Origin of the sequence: Pseudomonas sp. BW16M2 (genome assembly GCF_014268865.1) — a bacterium.
GTDB lineage: Bacteria > Pseudomonadota > Gammaproteobacteria > Pseudomonadales > Pseudomonadaceae > Aquipseudomonas > Aquipseudomonas peradeniyensis.
Genome location: NZ_JABWRI010000013.1, coordinates 140,045 through 154,806 on the forward strand (window position 1 = coordinate 140,045; position 14,762 = coordinate 154,806).

Sequence of the window (14,762 nt, forward strand, 5' to 3'; positions counted from 1 at the left end):
TCCTTGAAACGGGATCGTTCGCGGATTCAAGCACCCACCCCACGCCCTGTATGGCCCCCCAAACCCGGACATTGGCCGGTACCTTTTCGCTCCGCCTAAGCCTGCTGAATCTTTTGTAGGAAATTGACGATAGTCGGCAGCCGGTACCTGCCTACCCCTGTCAGCCGGCGTGGCAATCGCCGGCGATCTGGCCGGTTTCTGGCGCCAATTGTCCGACAATCCATCGATTCAGAGTGCATGAGCCCGGGAAAATACCGACTTTTCTTGTCGGATTAATTGGCATTTCCTGTCCCCGCTTTCCGCTACAGACGCAGGCTCGGAGCCTGCTATTCAATAGCGCCAAGCCCCAGCACAGAGAGGACTCGACCGCGAGACCCACCGCGTTACCGGATCAAGGAAGACAACGACATGAAGCTGATCGACAGCCTCGAACACCGCCACGACCCGCACCTGTACCTGCAGTTGGGCGCACTGGTTGCCAGCACCGGCGATGCCACCTTCGCCGAACAGATGTTCCAGCTGATCGACGACCAGGTGCCGATTCATCGACTCGACCTCAGCGAATGGACCCTCGACAGCGACCAGGCCAGCATCCGCCAGGTCAAGGTGCTGGGCAGCGCCGGCCTGCCCGAGGCGACGCCCGCGCAGGCGCAGCTGCGCCATCCCCTGCTGCAAAGCATCATGCGCATGGAAGACCCCTTGCTGATCCAGATAAACGCCCCCGTGCACCAGTGCAACCTGGTGTCGCGCAGCGGCGACCGGCGCTGGGTCATCTGCTGTCATCGCCAACGCAGCGAGCGGATGTTCTCCCTGGCCGAACTGTCGCTGCTCAAGCGCCTGTCCGACACCCTGTTGCCACTGGTCGAGCACCACGCCCAGCTGTTCCTGCAGGCGGCCCAGCGCCGACCGGGAAGCCTGCTGGCGGATGAGGCCGGCTCGCTGCGCCAGGTCTTCACCGAGCGTCTGGAGCAGGAGGCGATCCGCCTGTCCAGCCGCGAGCAGGAAGTGTGCATCGGCCTGCTCACCGGAGGCACCGTGCCACAGATGGCCCAGCGCCTGAATGTGAAGAACAGCTCGATCGAGACCTACCTGAAACGCGCCACCGCCAAGCTCGGCGTCAGCGGACGCCATGGCCTGGCCCGCTGGATGGCCGGCACCTGATCCCAGAGACCCTGTCATGCCGCGAATCACCCTGCCCTTGCTCGCTCTCGTTTTGACCGGTTGCAGCCTCGCCCCCGACTACCAGCGTCCACTCTCGCCCAGCGCCGAGCAGTACCCCACGGGCGTCGCCTACCGTGGCGGGCGGCCCGCCACGGACGTGACCGGCGACTGGCGCGGGGTGTTCCACGACCCGGTGCTGCGCCAGTTGCTCGACACTGCGCTGGTCAACAACCGCGACCTGCGCGTGGCCGTGCTCAACGCCGAGGCCTACCGCGCCCAGTACCGCATCCAGCGCGCCGAACTGCTGCCGAAGATCGCCGCCAATGCCCAGGGCACGCGCCAGTACCTGCCACGGCGGCGCACCGGTGGCGAAGGCATGATCAGCAGCCAGCAATCAGCGACCGTCGGCATCAGCGCCTACGAACTGGACCTGTTCGGTCGATTGCGCAGTCTCAGCGACCAGGCCCTGCTCAACTACCTGGCCACCGACGAGGCCCGACGTGGCGCCGAGCTCAGCCTGCTCAGCAGTGTCGCCGGCGCCTACCTGACCTGGCGCGCCGACCAGGAGCTGCTGGCCCTGTCACGCCAGACCCTGCTGGCCGACGAGAAGAGCCTGCGCCTGACCCAGCGCCAGCGCCGCACCGGCACCCTGTCGGCGCTCGACCAGATCCAGGCCACCACCCGCGTCGACAGCACCCGCGCTGCCGTGGCGCGCTACACCCGCCTGGCCGCCCAGGACCTCAACCAGTTGCAGCGCCTGGTCGGCGCGCAGGTCGACGAACACCTGCCGGCGTTGCCGCTGGCCGACGAGCAGATCGCCCGGGTGCCCGCCGGCCTGCCCGCCGACCTGCTGCAACGCCGCCCGGACATCCGCCAGGCCGAGTACCAACTACAGGCCGCCAACGCCAATATCGGTGCGGCGCGGGCGGCGTTCTTCCCGAGCATCAGCCTGACCGCCAACGCCGGCAGCAGCAGCCGCGAACTGGCCGACCTGTTCGACGCCGGCAGCGGCACCTGGCTGTTCCAGCCGCAGATCAACCTGCCGCTGTTCAACGCCGGCAGCCTGCGTGCCAGCCTCGACTACGCGAAACTGCAGAAGGACATGCAAGTGGCGCGCTACGAGAAGTCGATCCAGACCGCCTTCCAGGAAGTGGCCGACGGCCTGGCGGCGCGCAGCACCTATCAGCAGCAGTTGCAGGCCCAACGCGACCTGGTGGAGGCCAGCCAGCGCTACCACGACCTGGCCGAGAACCGCTACCGCACCGGCATCGACAGCAGCCTGACCTTCCTCGACGCCCAGCGCTCGCTGTTCAGCGCCCAACAGGGCCTGATCAGCGACCGCCTGGCGCAGTTGCTGGCCGAGGTGAACCTGTTCACCGCGCTGGGCGGCGGCTGGGAGGCGTCGCCGGGGCTGGCCTACCAGCGCTCGGCGGCCCTGCCGAAATAGACCGACGGCGACACCCCGAGGGTGCGACGGAACATGGCACTGAAGGCACTGGGGCTGTCGTAACCCAGGTCCAGCGCCACCTCCAGCACCGATTGTCCGGCGGCCAGGGCATCGAGGCTTGCCAGCAGGCGCATGCGCCGCAACCACTGCACCAGGCTCAGGCCGGTCTCGCGCTGGAAGGCGCGGGTCAGGGTGCGCGGGTTGAGGCCGCTGTGGGCGGCGGCGCGGGCCAGGCTCCAGTCCTCGGACGGTGCCTGGCGCAGGGCGTCGCACAGGCCTTGCAGATGCGTCGAGTGCGGGCTGGGCACATGCAAGGCGAACACCGGCAGCACGCGCAGCTCGTCGAGGATCAGCTGCATGATCCGCGCCTCGCGCCCCTGGGCCGGGTGGTCGGGGGCGATGTCCATGGCGCGGATGATCAGCTCGCGCAACAGCGGCGAGATCTCGATCACCTGGCACTGGCGCGGCAGGTCCGGGCGCGCGTCGGGTTCGACGAACAAGGTGCGCATGCGCACCACGCCGGCCATGCGCAGCTCGTGCTCGACCGCCGCCGGCACCCACACCCCGCGTCCCGGGGGAACCACCCAGCTGCCTTCACGGGCACTGACCGTGACCACGCCGCTGATGGCGTGGATCAGTTGGGCACGGTCATGGCAGTGCGGGGCGATGTGCTCGCCATGGCGATAGTTCTCGGCGAGCGGCAGGATGATCGGGCGCGGCATCTGTGCGGGTCTGGCTAGGGTGAACAGGGATTATTGGCGATGCGCAGGGCTGAGGGGAATCCCGGTGGCTTGTGGGAGAAAGCCCCGGTGTCAGCACCCCTTGGCCACTTCCTGCGCCGACACTGGTACATCGAAGACCTTGTCGAACCCCCACTGGAACACGAACGCATAGACGAAGAAGAACACGAACAACGCCAGGTTGGTCACCAGCGCCGCCCACAGCCCGATGTCCAGCCAGTAGGCCACCAGCGGCAGCAGAATCAGCACCAGCCCGCCCTCGAAGCCCAGGGCATGCAGCAGGCGTCGCAGGAAGGTGCGGCTGCGCTGGTGCTGACGCGCCTCCCAGCGCTCGAACGCCCAGTTGTAGGCCATGTTCCAGCTCATGGCGATGCCCGACATGAGGATCGACAGCACCGTCGATTGGGCCATGCCGGCGCCGAATGCCAGCTCCAGCGCCGGCGCCACGCAGGCCACGGCGATGGCCTCGTAAAGGATGGCCTGGACAACCTTGCGCGCCTTGCCTTGCATGTTCAGCTCCCTGAAGAAAAGACCTACAAAGCTACAAGAAGAAGACTGTAAGAAAAAGCCGGAAATACTTTATTGACTGACCGTTCAATCAAGAAAAGCTAGCATAAACGTTTCCGCACCACCCCTCCCTGGCGTTCGGCCTCGACAGTGCCGACACGACCCCCGCCTCCGTGGCTCTTCCGCCAGCGCCTGCACCGCACCGTCCGGCGCAGGCCGCGCATTGGACAACCCCGTGATCGACTGCTTGTATCTATGACTGGCAAGCGGCGACACGTCGTACAACTTCGTCCAGGGAATCGAACGAGGAACTACACGATGGCTTACACCGTGATGATGGTATTCGGTACCCGCCCTGAAGCGATCAAGATGGCCCCGCTGGCCCGCGTCCTGCGCGACTGGCCCGAGGTCGACTTGCATATCTGCTCCACCGGCCAGCACCGCGAAATGCTCGAACAGGTCCTCACCGCCTTCGGCCTCACGGTCGACCAGGACCTGCAGGTGATGACCCAGAACCAGACCCTCAATGGCCTGTCCCGCGACCTGCTGGACAAGCTCGACCGCGCCTACGAGCAGGTCAAGCCCGATATCGTCCTGGTCCACGGCGACACCACCACCAGCTTCATCGCCTCGCTGGCGGCCTTCCACCGGCATATCCCCATCGGCCATGTCGAGGCCGGCCTGCGTACCGGCAACCTGCAGCAGCCCTGGCCCGAGGAAGCCAACCGGCGCCTGACCGGCGTGCTTGCCAACCTGCACTTCACCCCCACCCGCGACTCCGACGCCAACCTGATCCGCGAAGGCGTGCCGCCCGAGCATATCGAGGTCACCGGCAACACGGTGATCGACGCCCTGCTGTGGATGCGCGACAAGCTGCACCGTGACAACTGGCGTCCCGCGCCCGAGTCCCCGCTCAAGGTGCTGCGCGACGACCAGCGCATGGTGCTGATCACCGGCCACCGCCGGGAGAACTTCGGCAGCGGCTTCGAACGCATCTGCCTGGCCCTGGCCGAGCTGGCCCTGCGCTACCCGGACGTGCAGTTCCTCTACCCCGTGCACCTCAACCCGCAGGTGCAGCACGCGGTGTACAGCGTGCTGTCCGGCCGCGACAACATCCACCTGGTCGCGCCCCAGGACTACCCGCATTTCGTCTGGCTGATGAACCGCGCGCATATCATCCTCACCGACTCCGGCGGCGTGCAGGAAGAGGCGCCCGCCCTGGGCAAGCCGGTGCTGGTGTTGCGCAAGGTCACCGAGCGCCCCGCCGTGCTCAAGGGTGGCACGGTCAAGCTGGTCGGCACCCTGACCGAGCGCATCGTCCACGAGACCAGCCAGCTGCTCGACGACCCGGTCGCCTACGCGCGCATGGCGCAGGTGTTCACCCCCTTCGGTGACGGCCACGCCAGCGAGCGCATCGCCGAACGCCTGAGCCGCTGGTTCGCCGAACAATCCGCCGCGCGGGACAACGCATGAGCCTGGCCTTCATCGATTTCCTCACCTATGTCCTGTTCGGCCTGAAGATCCTTGCCATCATCCTGGCGACACTGATGTTCGTGCTCGGCCTGGACGACCTGTTCATCGACCTGTGCTACTGGGGCCGCAAGCTGATCCGGCGCTTCCGGATCTACGACAAGTTCGAGAAAGCCGACGAGAAGCGCCTGTTCGAGGTGCCGGAAAAACCCCTGGCGATCATGGTGCCGGCCTGGAACGAGGTCGGCGTGGTCGGCGAGATGGCGCGCCTGGCGGCCTCGACCATCGACTACGAGAACTACCAGATCTTCGTCGGCACCTACCCCAACGACCCGCAGACCCAGGCCGACGTCGATGCCGTGTGCCTGCACTACCCCAACGTGCACAAGGTGGTCTGCGCCCGCCCCGGTCCGACCAGCAAGGCCGACTGCCTGAACAACATCATCGACGCCATCCTGCGCTTCCAGCAGGACGCGCGCATCGAGTTCGCCGGGTTCATCCTGCATGACGCCGAAGACGTCATCTCGCCGATGGAACTGCGCCTGTTCAACTACCTGCTGCCGAACAAGGACATGATCCAGATCCCGGTGTACCCCTACGCACCGGAATGGAAAGGCTTCACCGCCGGCCATTATGTCGACGAGTTCGCCGAGAACCACGGCAAGGACGTGATCGTGCGCGAAGCGCTCACCGGCCAGGTGCCCAGCGCCGGGGTCGGCACCTGCTTCAGCCGCCGGGCGATCAGCGCCCTGCTCGAGGACGGCGACGGCATCGCCTTCGATGTGCAGAGCCTGACCGAGGACTACGACATCGGTTTTCGTCTCAAGCAAAAAGGCATGAAGTGCATCTTCGCCCGCTACTCCATCACCGACCCGGCGCTGGCCCTCAAGCAGGACTGGCGCCCCGGCATGAGCCGCGAGTTCGCCCAGGTGATCTGCGTGCGCGAGCACTTCCCCAGGGACTGGCAGCACGCCATCCGGCAGAAGTCTCGGTGGATCGTCGGCATCGTGTTCCAGGGCACCAGCAACCTCGGCTGGAGCCGCAAGGGCGCGCTCAACTACTTCCTCTGGCGCGACCGCCGTGGGCTGTTCGCCTACCTGCTGAGCTTCCTGGTCAACCTGCTGTTGCTGGTGCTGCTGGCGATGTGGCTGGTCACGGTGATCGCGCCGGAGTCCTGGCGCTTCATGTCGATCCTCAGCGACAGCACGCTGCTGAGCACGCTGCTGTGGCTCAACGGCCTGCTGCTGTTCAACCGCCTGTTCCAGCGTTTCTGGTTCGTGACCCGCTACTACGGCATCTTCGAGGGCCTGCTGTCGGCGCCGCGGATGATGTGGAGCAACTTCGTCAACTTCTTCGCCAACCTGCGCGCCCTGCGCCAGGTGATGGAAATGGGCGATTCGCGGCGGGTGGCCTGGGACAAGACCACCCACGAGTTCCCCGCCCTCGCCGCGCCTGCGCGCACACCGCTGGGCCAGCGCCTGGTTGAGAAAGGCTTGATAACCGAGACTCAGCTTGAGCAGGCCATCACCAGCCCGGTGCGCCGGCGCCTGGGTCGCGAGTTGCTGCTGCGCGGCTGGCTGAGCAGCGAGCAACTGGTCGAGACCCTGGCCGAGCAGCTGGACCTGCCCTGGGCGCCGCTGAACCCGTTCAAGATTGAGCCTGCGTTGATCGCCAAGCTGCCGCGCAAGCTCGCCACCCACTACGGCGTGCTGCCGGTGGAAGAAGACGGCGACACCTTGGTGCTGGCCAGCGAGAGCCCGGTCAGCCAGGTCTCGCTCGGCGTGATCAGCCGCCAGCTCAAGCGCCCGGTACGCGCCCGCCTGGCGCCGCAGGGTCGGGTCACCCTGGGCCTGCGCTACCACTACCCGAGCCCCTGGCAGAAGCCCGAGACCCGCGAAATGCTCGCGGTGCTCGAACGCCATCAGGACGACCCCACGCTGCTGGAGCAGGTCGGCATCCACCAGGTGATGCTCGGCACGCTGCTGCAGGTGCGCGGCATGGTGCCGGCGACCCTGTTCAACCAGGCGCTGATCGACTTCAACCCCGAGCAGCAGAGCCTGGGCGAACACCTGATCGCCCGCGGCATCATCACCGAAGAGGTGCTGCAGCAAGCCCTCGCCGAGCAGGCCAGCGAACAGCAGGCCGCCTATGAACTGACCCGGGAGGTGGCATGACGCCCCGTCTTTCCCTGACCCTCGCCAGCCTGCTGCTGTGCACCTCTGCCCTGGCCGCGCCGACCAAGCCGATGACCGACTTCCAGCGTTTCACCAGCTACCCCTTCATGGAGCGTGGCTACCGGGAGGCGCAGAAGGACAACTGGGCGGAGGTCGAGCGCCTGACCCGTCATGTACTGGGGCGCGTGCCCAACAACAACGAGGCCCGCGCCCTGCTGGCCGAGGCCTTGGCTCATCAGCGCCGCTACAAGGAGGCCGAGGCCATCGCCGAGGACCTCGACGACAACCCCGAGCACGCCGACGCCCTGCTCGAACTGCGCCTGACCTGGATCGAGCAGGACCCGCCCGCGGCGAGCCAGGTGGAGGCCTGGCTGGCCGACAGCCAGGGCCAGCAACGGGTACGCCTGTGGCAGGCCTACAGCGTCAGCCTGGCCAAGTTCGGTGGCGCGGGCAAGGCGCTGGAGTGGCTCAACCAGTTGCCGGTGCGCGACGACGGCATGGTGCTGCGCATGACCCGGGCCAACTTCGCCGAGCAACTGCGCAACTGGGGCGAGACCATCGACCAGTTGCAACCGCTGGCCGACAAGGGCGAATTGCCGCCGCAGGACTGGCAGCGGCTGGCCAACGCCTACATCCAGCAGGTCGATGAAAAAGGCCTGAACAAGCTGCTGGCCAGCGCACCGTCCCAGGAAGCGGCGACCCACGCCCGCCTGGCCATGGCCAACCGCGCCATCGCCATGGGCCACAACCAGCAGGCCGAGCGTTGGCTGCAGAGCCTGCCGGCCGATCAACTGCAGCATCCCGAACAACGCCGGCAACTCTGGGAGCTCGCCCGCGAGGGCGACGACGCGGCGCTGGTGCGCCAGCTGAGCAACGAACTGCAGCGTCCGTGCCTGGAGACCGTCGACTGGCTGTCGCACAAGGACCTGAAGCTGGCCCGCGAACAGCTCGGCCAGTGCCAGGCAAACGACAATCCACGCAGCTACGCCATCCTCAAGCAACGTCTGTACGGCGAGCCCGCGCAACCACCGCAACCGCGCACGGCGGCGCAGTGGGAGCAACGCTACCGCCAGACCGGTGATCTCGCGGCGCTGGAGCAAGCCACGTTCATGCTGCTCGAGCGTGGCCAGACCGAGCACGCCCGGCAGTTGCTGGAGAACGCCTACGACCGCCGCCAGGGCCGATTGACGCCCTCGCTGCTGCAACGCCTGGGCAACCTCTATGCGCGCAACGACGGCCCACTGGACACCCCGCGCATGCTCGCCTTGGTACCACGCGTGGATGCCGCCACCCGCGGCCAGCTGCTCGCCCGCCTGGCCGAGGCCGGCCAGTGTGACGCGGTGCGCAAGGCCATCCCGGCCACCCCGAGCGAAGCCGGGCAGTATCGCGCCCTGGGCCGCTGTGCCATGCCCGACCAGCCCGGTGAAGCCGTGGTCTACTACCAGGCCGCCGAACGCCTGGGCGACACCGGCAGCCGCCTGCCCCTGGCCTACGCGCTGGAGGCCTCGGGCGACTCCGAGGCGGCTCTGCCGATCTGGAACAGCCTGCCGGCCGACGCCTGGACCGACAATGCTCGCCTGACCGCGGCGCGTGGCGCCTTGAACGCCGACGACGCCAATGCCGCCCGCCGCCACTGGGACGCGGCCGCGCACCGCAACGCCGACGACTGGGCCCTGGGCGCCGCCATTGCCCAGCACCAGGGCGACGCCCAGCAGGCCCTCGCCTTCCAGCGCGAAGCCCTGCGCCATACCCCGCGCGCCGATCATTACTACGCCGCCGCCGGCACCGCCCAGCAGGCCGGCGACAGCGCCCAGAGCACGGCCTGGCTGGCCGAGGCCGTGCGCCTGGCGCCGGACCAGCCGCGCTACCGCGCCGACTACGGCATGCGCCTGGCCGGCTCGGCGGACAAGCAGCAACGCCGCCAGTCCATTCCCTACCTGGAACGCGCCACCCGCGACTTCCCCGAGGACTACCGCCTGGGCGAGACCCTGGCCCTGCGCTACGACGAAGCCGAGGACAGCGCCTCGGCCCGCCGCGAACTGCGCCGGGTGCTGGACGTGGAGCGCAACCTGGTCGACGGCGACGACGAGTACGGCAGCCTGGAGGCGCGCAAGTACCGCCAGCGCCGCGCCCACGAAGCCCTGTCGCGCCGCGACAGCATCACCTTGGCCAGCACCTGGTCACCAGCCGGCACCTCGACCAACGACAAGTTCCTCGACAACGGCGCGCGCGCCGGCAGCTCGCGCCGGGCGCAATCGCAGAACGTGCAACTGGCGATGTGGGACCACGCCCTGGGCGAGGAGCCCAGCCGCAACGGCAGCACCCTGTCGGTGTATGGCCGCGTGCTGTTCGGTGGCCAGAGCCGCACCGACTATGCCCAGAGCATGGGCACCGGCGTCGGCCTGCGCTACAAGCCGCTCGGCCAGGCCAACCTCAACCTGTACGCCGAGCTCTACCACCAGCGCCAGATCGACAGCACGCACTACAGCGGCCTGAGCCTGGGCGAGCTGCTCAGCCCGGCCAAGGTCGGCGGCAACTGGGGCGACCTGCGCCACAACGCCGAATCGAGCAACGACCTGCTGCTGCGTGCCACCGCATCCTTCCTCGATCAGGGCCGGTACCGCAATGACTGGCGCATCGACGAAGACGACTGGGACGAGCGTTTCCTTTATCTGGACGCCGCCTGGTGGACCCGGGCCGGCGATCATGCCTGGCTGTCGCGCTTCCAGCAGGGCCATGCCTGGAAACTGCCCAGCCAATCACCGCAGACGATCATGCCCTACGGCTTCCTCGAGTTCTCCAGCCAGGACCCGAGCAACGACTGGCGCCAGGACGCCCGCGCCGGGGTCGGCGTGCGCTGGCAGTGGTGGTTCGACGACGACCGCTACAACGCCTACCGTGGCTCGCTGAAAGTACGCGCCGAGTACCAGCAGGCGCTGGGCGGCAACCTCTACGAGCGCGCCAACGGCGTGCTGCTGGGTGTGGAGATGAACTTCTGATGCGTACCTTCCTGGCCATCTGCCTGCTCGCCCTGTGCCTGCCCGCCCAGGCCGACCAGCGCCTGTTCTACCAGCCGCTCAACCGTGATGCCAACGTCACGCCAGCCCAGTGGCAACAACTGTGGCGCGCCACCAAGGCCCAAGGAGGCAAGACCCTGATCGTGCAATGGAGCGCCTACGGCGACAGCGACTTCGGCGGCGCCCACGGCTGGCTTGCCGGCAGCCTGCGCGAGGCGCGGGCCCAGGGGCTGGAGCTGGTGCTGGGGCTGTACATGGACCCGGCCTACTACCAGCGACTCGAACAGCTCGATGGCGAAGGCCTGAACAGCTACTTCAAGGCGCAGTTGGGCCGTTCCCTCACCCAGTACCAGCAGCTCAAGGCCGACTGGGCGTTGCCGGTGTCCGGCTGGTACCTGCCGCTGGAGCTGGACGACCTGCACTTTCGCGACGCGGCCAGACGCGATGCGCTCTACACGCAGTTGCAGGCGTTCAACCGGCAACTGGACAAGCCCCTGCATATCAGCGCCTTCAGCGCCGGCCAGCTGTCGCCACGGGTCAATGGCGCGTGGCTGGACCAGCTGGCGAGCCTTGGCCTGAACGTGTGGTGGCAGGACGGCGCCGGTACCGGTCGCCTGGCGCCGCTGGTGCGAAAGGGCTACGAACAAGCCCTGCCCTGCCGGGTGGGTATCGTGCGCGAGGCGTTTCGCCAGGTCAGCCAGCCGGGGCAACCCTTCCGTGCGCAACCGGCGCAGCCGGTGCTGAGCGGAGGCTGCCACGCCGAAGCGGTGTTCGACCTGCGCTACCGGCCTTGGGCCAAGGGGACGCTTTCCAGGGATTGAAACCAACCGCCTGATCGAATGTCATCGCGGGGCAAGCCCGCTCCCACGCATACCACCATCCAGCCTTTGTGGGAGCGGGCTTGCCCCGCGATAGGGCCGGCATGAACAACACAATAGCCGAGGGTATCCTCCAGCATGTACAAGACCCTCGAAGCCCACATCCGCCAACAGGTCGCCCCCGCCGCCCTGCGCGCCGAGTTCCGCCAGCACGAATTCGAGGCGATGCGCCGCTTCTGCCTGCTGATCTTCTGCATCGGCATCGCCATCTGGCTGATCTTCGACCTGATCGTCAGCTACCTCGGCGGCCAGGGCTTCACCTGGCTGTCGGGGCTGTTCATCGCCCTGCTGTGCAGCCTCTGCGTGGTCCTGGGTTTCACCCGCAAGAGCCAGCATTTCGACGTGCTCAACCTGCTGTTCGTGGCGGTGATCACCCTGGCCATGCGCCTGGTGATCGAGGGCATTCCGATCGTTCTGCGACCGGTGTGGTTGGTGCTCGGCGTCTCGACGGTGCTGTACACCGTGTCGGTGCTGCCGGTGCGGCGCTGGTCGTTCTTCTGCGCCCTGGGCATCACCTGGGTCATGCTCAATCCCTTCTACCACACCCGCATCGAGGCCCTGAAGCTCGAGGGCGCGATGCTGATCAGCTACGCGGTGTTCCTCAGCGGCCTGGTGATCTACAGCTACCTGCGCATCCGCCAGGCCAAGCTGCACAACTTCTACCTGACCAAGGTGCTGCTGGAGCAGGCCTACATCGACGCCCTGACCGAAATCCCCAACCGCCGTTCGTTCATGGCCAAGGCCGAAAAGCAGCTGCGCCAGGCGGATGCCGGGCAGTTCCTGGCGATGATCGACATCGACAATTTCAAGCAGGTCAACGACCGCTTCGGCCATGACATCGGCGACGAGGTGCTCAAGCGTGTGGCGGCGCATATCAAGGCGGCAATGAGCGGCTACGAGATCGCCCGGCTGGGCGGCGAGGAATTCGCGATCTTTTTCCAGGGGCTGGACGAGGCCGGCGCCGAGCAGCAGGTCGCCGCGCTGTGCCGGCAGGTTCGCGAAGACCTCGGCGCGCATCCGGTGACCATCAGCATCGGCCTGGCCCGGATCGACAGCGGCGATACCCTGAGCCTGGCGCTGATCAGGGCGGACCAGGCGTTGTACGAGGCCAAGCACACCGGCAAGGACCGCTTCGTGACCTGGTCGGCAAGCCTGTCAGGACAATGACCATCGCGGGGCAATCCCGCTCCCACGCCAACCTCCATCACCTTTCTTCACCACCTGCCTCCAACACCGGCGTGGGAGCGGGCTTGCCCCGCGATGAGGCCGGCCCAGGCGCTGCATCAACCGGCGGGCAAGCGAATCCTGAACTGCGCCCCGCCCAGTGCCGACTGCGCCACGGTCAACGTGCCGCCCTGCCCTTCGATGGCCCGCCGGCTGATCGCCAACCCCAAACCGAACCCGCCGGTATTGCGATCACGGCTGCGGTCCAGGCGATAGAACGGCTGGAAGATCCGCTCACGCTCCTCGGTCGGAATGCCGATGCCATCGTCTTCCACGGTCACCAGGCAGGCGCCGTCTTCTTCCCGGCGCAGGCGCAGCAGCAGGCTTTCATCGCAATAGCGCATGGCGTTGCGCACCAGGTTCTGCACGGCGCGGGCGGTCAGCCGCGGGTCGAGGACGAAACGCGGCAGGTCGGTTTCGCAGCGCACCTCCCAGCGAATGCCACGGTTGTCGAGCTCCTCGGCGAAGCTGCCGAGCACGCTGTCCACCAGCTCCAGCAACGACACCTCGACCCGCTCGCGGGCCTGGTCGACGCTGTCCAGGCGGCTGTAGGACAGCAGTTCGAGCACCAGCTCGTCCAGCTCGCGCACATGGCCCACCAACCCCAGCAGACGCTTGCGGCTGGCCGGCGGCACCTCGTCGAACAGCAGCACCAGGCCGAAGTCCAGGCGGGTCAACGGCGTGCGCAGCTCGTGGGAAACCGCGTTGAGCAGTTCGCGCTGCTGATTGACGTGGCGTTCCAGATCGCTGGCCATGGTGTCGAACACCCCGGCCAGTTCACCGATGTTCGAGCGAGGCGAGATATGCGTGCGCTCGGACATCTCGCCGCGCCCCAGGCGCCGGGCAGTGTCCTTCAGCCGCTCGAGGTCGCGCCAGTGCGGCCATACCCACAGCAGCAGGCAGCCGAGCATGGCCGCACCGATCAGCACGGTCACGCCCCAGGACAGCACGTTGATGTCCAACGGGTCGTCCGGCGAGTGCAGGCGCACCAGCCATTGCGAATCCAGCGGCGCCAGCACCGTTTCGTAGTAGCCCCAGTCGGCCATGCGTACCGCGTACAGGCCGTGCTCGAGCCGGGCTTTCTCCTCGCCGCTCAGGTCGGCCTCGTCCATGCGCAGCAGGCGCACTTGCAACGGTTTGAACACCCCGGCCAGGTCTTGCTCCACCGCTGGCCACTGCTCCCGCGGCGCCTGCTGGAACTGGCGCACGATCAGGGTCTGCACGCCCTTGGCCTGCTCGAGGTTGTAGGCCATGAAGCGCTCATGGAACAACCCGACGATGGTGTCGGGGATCAGCGCGATCGCCCCGGCATAGGCGACGATGATCACCAGGTACAGCCGCACCAGGATCTTGAGCATGGCCTGTCAGTACTCCCACTCGACCCGGCTGAACAGATACCCCTTGCCCCACACGGTCTTGATCTTGCGCGCCTCGCCGGCGCTGTCGTCGAAGCGCCGGCGCAGCTTGGAGATGGCCACGTCCACCGAACGGTCGGTGCCGTTGAACTCGATGCCGCGCAACTGCTGGAGGATGCGGTCGCGGCTCATCACCTCGCCGGCATTGCGTGCCAGCACCACCAGCAGGTTGTACTCGCCGCTGGACAGCTCCACCTCCTCGCCGCGCCAGCTGACCGTGCGCTCGGCCAGGTCGATGCGCAGGCCACCGACCTGGATCAGGTCGCTGTCCAGGCGCGGCTCGTTGACGCTGCTGCGGCGCAGCAGGGTGCGCACCCTGGCCAGCAGCACCCGGGGTTCGCACGGTTTGGTGACGTAGTCGTCGGCGCCCATTTCCAGCCCCAGCACCTGGTCGTGGCTGTCGTCACGAGCGGTCAGCATGAGGATCGGCAGGCCCTGGGTTTCCTGGCGCAGCAGGCGGCACACCTGCAGGCCGTCGAGGCCCGGCAGCATCAGGTCGAGGATCACCAGGTCCGGCTTCTGCCGGCGGAACTCGTCCAGCACATGGTCGCCGCGGGCAATCACCCGGACATGGAAATCGTTGCGTTGCAGGTAGCTGGCGATCAGTTCGGACAACGCGCTGTCGTCTTCGACCAGGAGAATGTTCGGCATAAGGGGATTTGACGAAAGATTGAAGTAAGGCAGGATATAGAATCCCGGGCGGGCCACCGCCGATTGTTCACACTTTTT

At 67.1% G+C, this 14,762-nt stretch carries 11 protein-coding genes; 7 read left to right on the plus strand and 4 right to left on the minus strand.

Annotated features, from left to right (window positions below; all coding sequences use genetic code 11):
- Positions 1-408: 408 nt before the first annotated feature.
- Together HU735_RS14245 and HU735_RS14250 are read left to right on the plus strand one after the other, a co-directional pair.
- A complete protein-coding gene (locus HU735_RS14245; RefSeq protein WP_186714015.1) occupies positions 409-1,161 on the plus strand; it encodes a LuxR C-terminal-related transcriptional regulator in 753 nt (250 codons plus the stop codon).
- 16 nt (positions 1,162-1,177) lie between these two features.
- On the plus strand, positions 1,178-2,608 hold the full coding sequence (locus tag HU735_RS14250) for an efflux transporter outer membrane subunit (RefSeq protein ID WP_186714016.1): 1,431 nt from the start codon (positions 1,178-1,180) through the stop codon (positions 2,606-2,608).
- On the opposite strand, the gene HU735_RS14255 is transcribed toward HU735_RS14250, so the two are convergent.
- On the minus strand, positions 2,578-3,330 hold the full coding sequence (locus HU735_RS14255) for a helix-turn-helix transcriptional regulator (RefSeq protein WP_186714017.1): 753 nt from the start codon (positions 3,328-3,330) through the stop codon (positions 2,578-2,580). The genes HU735_RS14250 and HU735_RS14255 overlap by 31 nt on opposite strands.
- Before the next feature lie 90 nt (positions 3,331-3,420).
- Positions 3,421-3,858 carry a PACE efflux transporter gene (locus tag HU735_RS14260; RefSeq protein WP_050705876.1) on the minus strand — a complete coding sequence of 146 codons (438 nt, stop codon included), beginning with the start codon at positions 3,856-3,858 and terminating at the stop codon, positions 3,421-3,423.
- Between the two features lie 315 nt (positions 3,859-4,173).
- On the opposite strand from HU735_RS14260, the gene wecB reads away from it, so the two are divergent.
- The 5 genes from wecB (at position 4,174) to HU735_RS14285 (ending at position 12,561) form a co-directional block, all read left to right on the plus strand.
- Positions 4,174-5,328, plus strand: a complete 1,155-nt coding sequence (wecB, locus tag HU735_RS14265; RefSeq protein WP_186714018.1) for a UDP-N-acetylglucosamine 2-epimerase (non-hydrolyzing) — start codon at positions 4,174-4,176, stop codon at positions 5,326-5,328.
- Positions 5,325-7,499 (plus strand): cyclic di-3',5'-guanylate-activated glycosyltransferase NrfB, encoded by a 2,175-nt coding sequence (gene nrfB, locus HU735_RS14270; RefSeq protein WP_186714019.1) that lies wholly within the window; start codon positions 5,325-5,327, stop codon positions 7,497-7,499. The genes wecB and nrfB overlap by 4 nt, the downstream gene beginning before the upstream one ends.
- Complete coding sequence (locus HU735_RS14275; RefSeq protein WP_186714020.1) at positions 7,496-10,498, plus strand: phage receptor; 3,003 nt, start codon at positions 7,496-7,498, stop codon at positions 10,496-10,498. The genes nrfB and HU735_RS14275 overlap by 4 nt, the downstream gene beginning before the upstream one ends.
- Positions 10,498-11,337: a DUF4434 family protein gene (locus tag HU735_RS14280; RefSeq protein ID WP_186714021.1), complete on the plus strand. Its 840-nt coding sequence runs from the start codon at positions 10,498-10,500 to the stop codon at positions 11,335-11,337. The genes HU735_RS14275 and HU735_RS14280 overlap by 1 nt, the downstream gene beginning before the upstream one ends.
- Positions 11,338-11,472: 135 nt before the next feature.
- Positions 11,473-12,561, plus strand: a complete 1,089-nt coding sequence (locus tag HU735_RS14285; protein ID WP_186714022.1) for a GGDEF domain-containing protein — start codon at positions 11,473-11,475, stop codon at positions 12,559-12,561.
- A 116-nt stretch (positions 12,562-12,677) separates the two neighbouring features.
- Here HU735_RS14285 and HU735_RS14290 read toward each other — a convergent pair whose 3' ends face one another.
- Both HU735_RS14290 and HU735_RS14295 read right to left on the minus strand, forming a co-directional pair.
- Positions 12,678-13,976, minus strand: a complete 1,299-nt coding sequence (locus tag HU735_RS14290) for an ATP-binding protein (protein ID WP_186714023.1) — start codon at positions 13,974-13,976, stop codon at positions 12,678-12,680.
- 6 nt (positions 13,977-13,982) lie between these two features.
- On the minus strand, positions 13,983-14,684 hold the full coding sequence (locus HU735_RS14295) for a response regulator transcription factor (protein WP_050705882.1): 702 nt from the start codon (positions 14,682-14,684) through the stop codon (positions 13,983-13,985).
- Positions 14,685-14,762 lie beyond the last annotated feature (78 nt).

Excerpts from the sequence above, each read along its gene's own strand:
- HU735_RS14255 (WP_186714017.1), bottom strand. The coding sequence starts at position 3,330 with ATGCCGCGCCCGATCATCCTGCCGCTCGCCGAGAACTATCGCCATGGC.
- HU735_RS14280 (WP_186714021.1), top strand. The coding sequence starts at position 10,498 with ATGCGTACCTTCCTGGCCATCTGCCTGCTCGCCCTGTGCCTGCCCGCC.
- HU735_RS14275 (WP_186714020.1), top strand. The coding sequence starts at position 7,496 with ATGACGCCCCGTCTTTCCCTGACCCTCGCCAGCCTGCTGCTGTGCACC.
- HU735_RS14260 (WP_050705876.1), bottom strand. The coding sequence starts at position 3,858 with ATGCAAGGCAAGGCGCGCAAGGTTGTCCAGGCCATCCTTTACGAGGCC.
- HU735_RS14250 (WP_186714016.1), top strand. The coding sequence starts at position 1,178 with ATGCCGCGAATCACCCTGCCCTTGCTCGCTCTCGTTTTGACCGGTTGC.
- HU735_RS14245 (WP_186714015.1), top strand. The coding sequence starts at position 409 with ATGAAGCTGATCGACAGCCTCGAACACCGCCACGACCCGCACCTGTAC.
- HU735_RS14290 (WP_186714023.1), bottom strand. The coding sequence starts at position 13,976 with ATGCTCAAGATCCTGGTGCGGCTGTACCTGGTGATCATCGTCGCCTAT.
- HU735_RS14295 (WP_050705882.1), bottom strand. The coding sequence starts at position 14,684 with ATGCCGAACATTCTCCTGGTCGAAGACGACAGCGCGTTGTCCGAACTG.
- wecB (WP_186714018.1), top strand. The coding sequence starts at position 4,174 with ATGGCTTACACCGTGATGATGGTATTCGGTACCCGCCCTGAAGCGATC.
- nrfB (WP_186714019.1), top strand. The coding sequence starts at position 5,325 with ATGAGCCTGGCCTTCATCGATTTCCTCACCTATGTCCTGTTCGGCCTG.
- HU735_RS14285 (WP_186714022.1), top strand. The coding sequence starts at position 11,473 with ATGTACAAGACCCTCGAAGCCCACATCCGCCAACAGGTCGCCCCCGCC.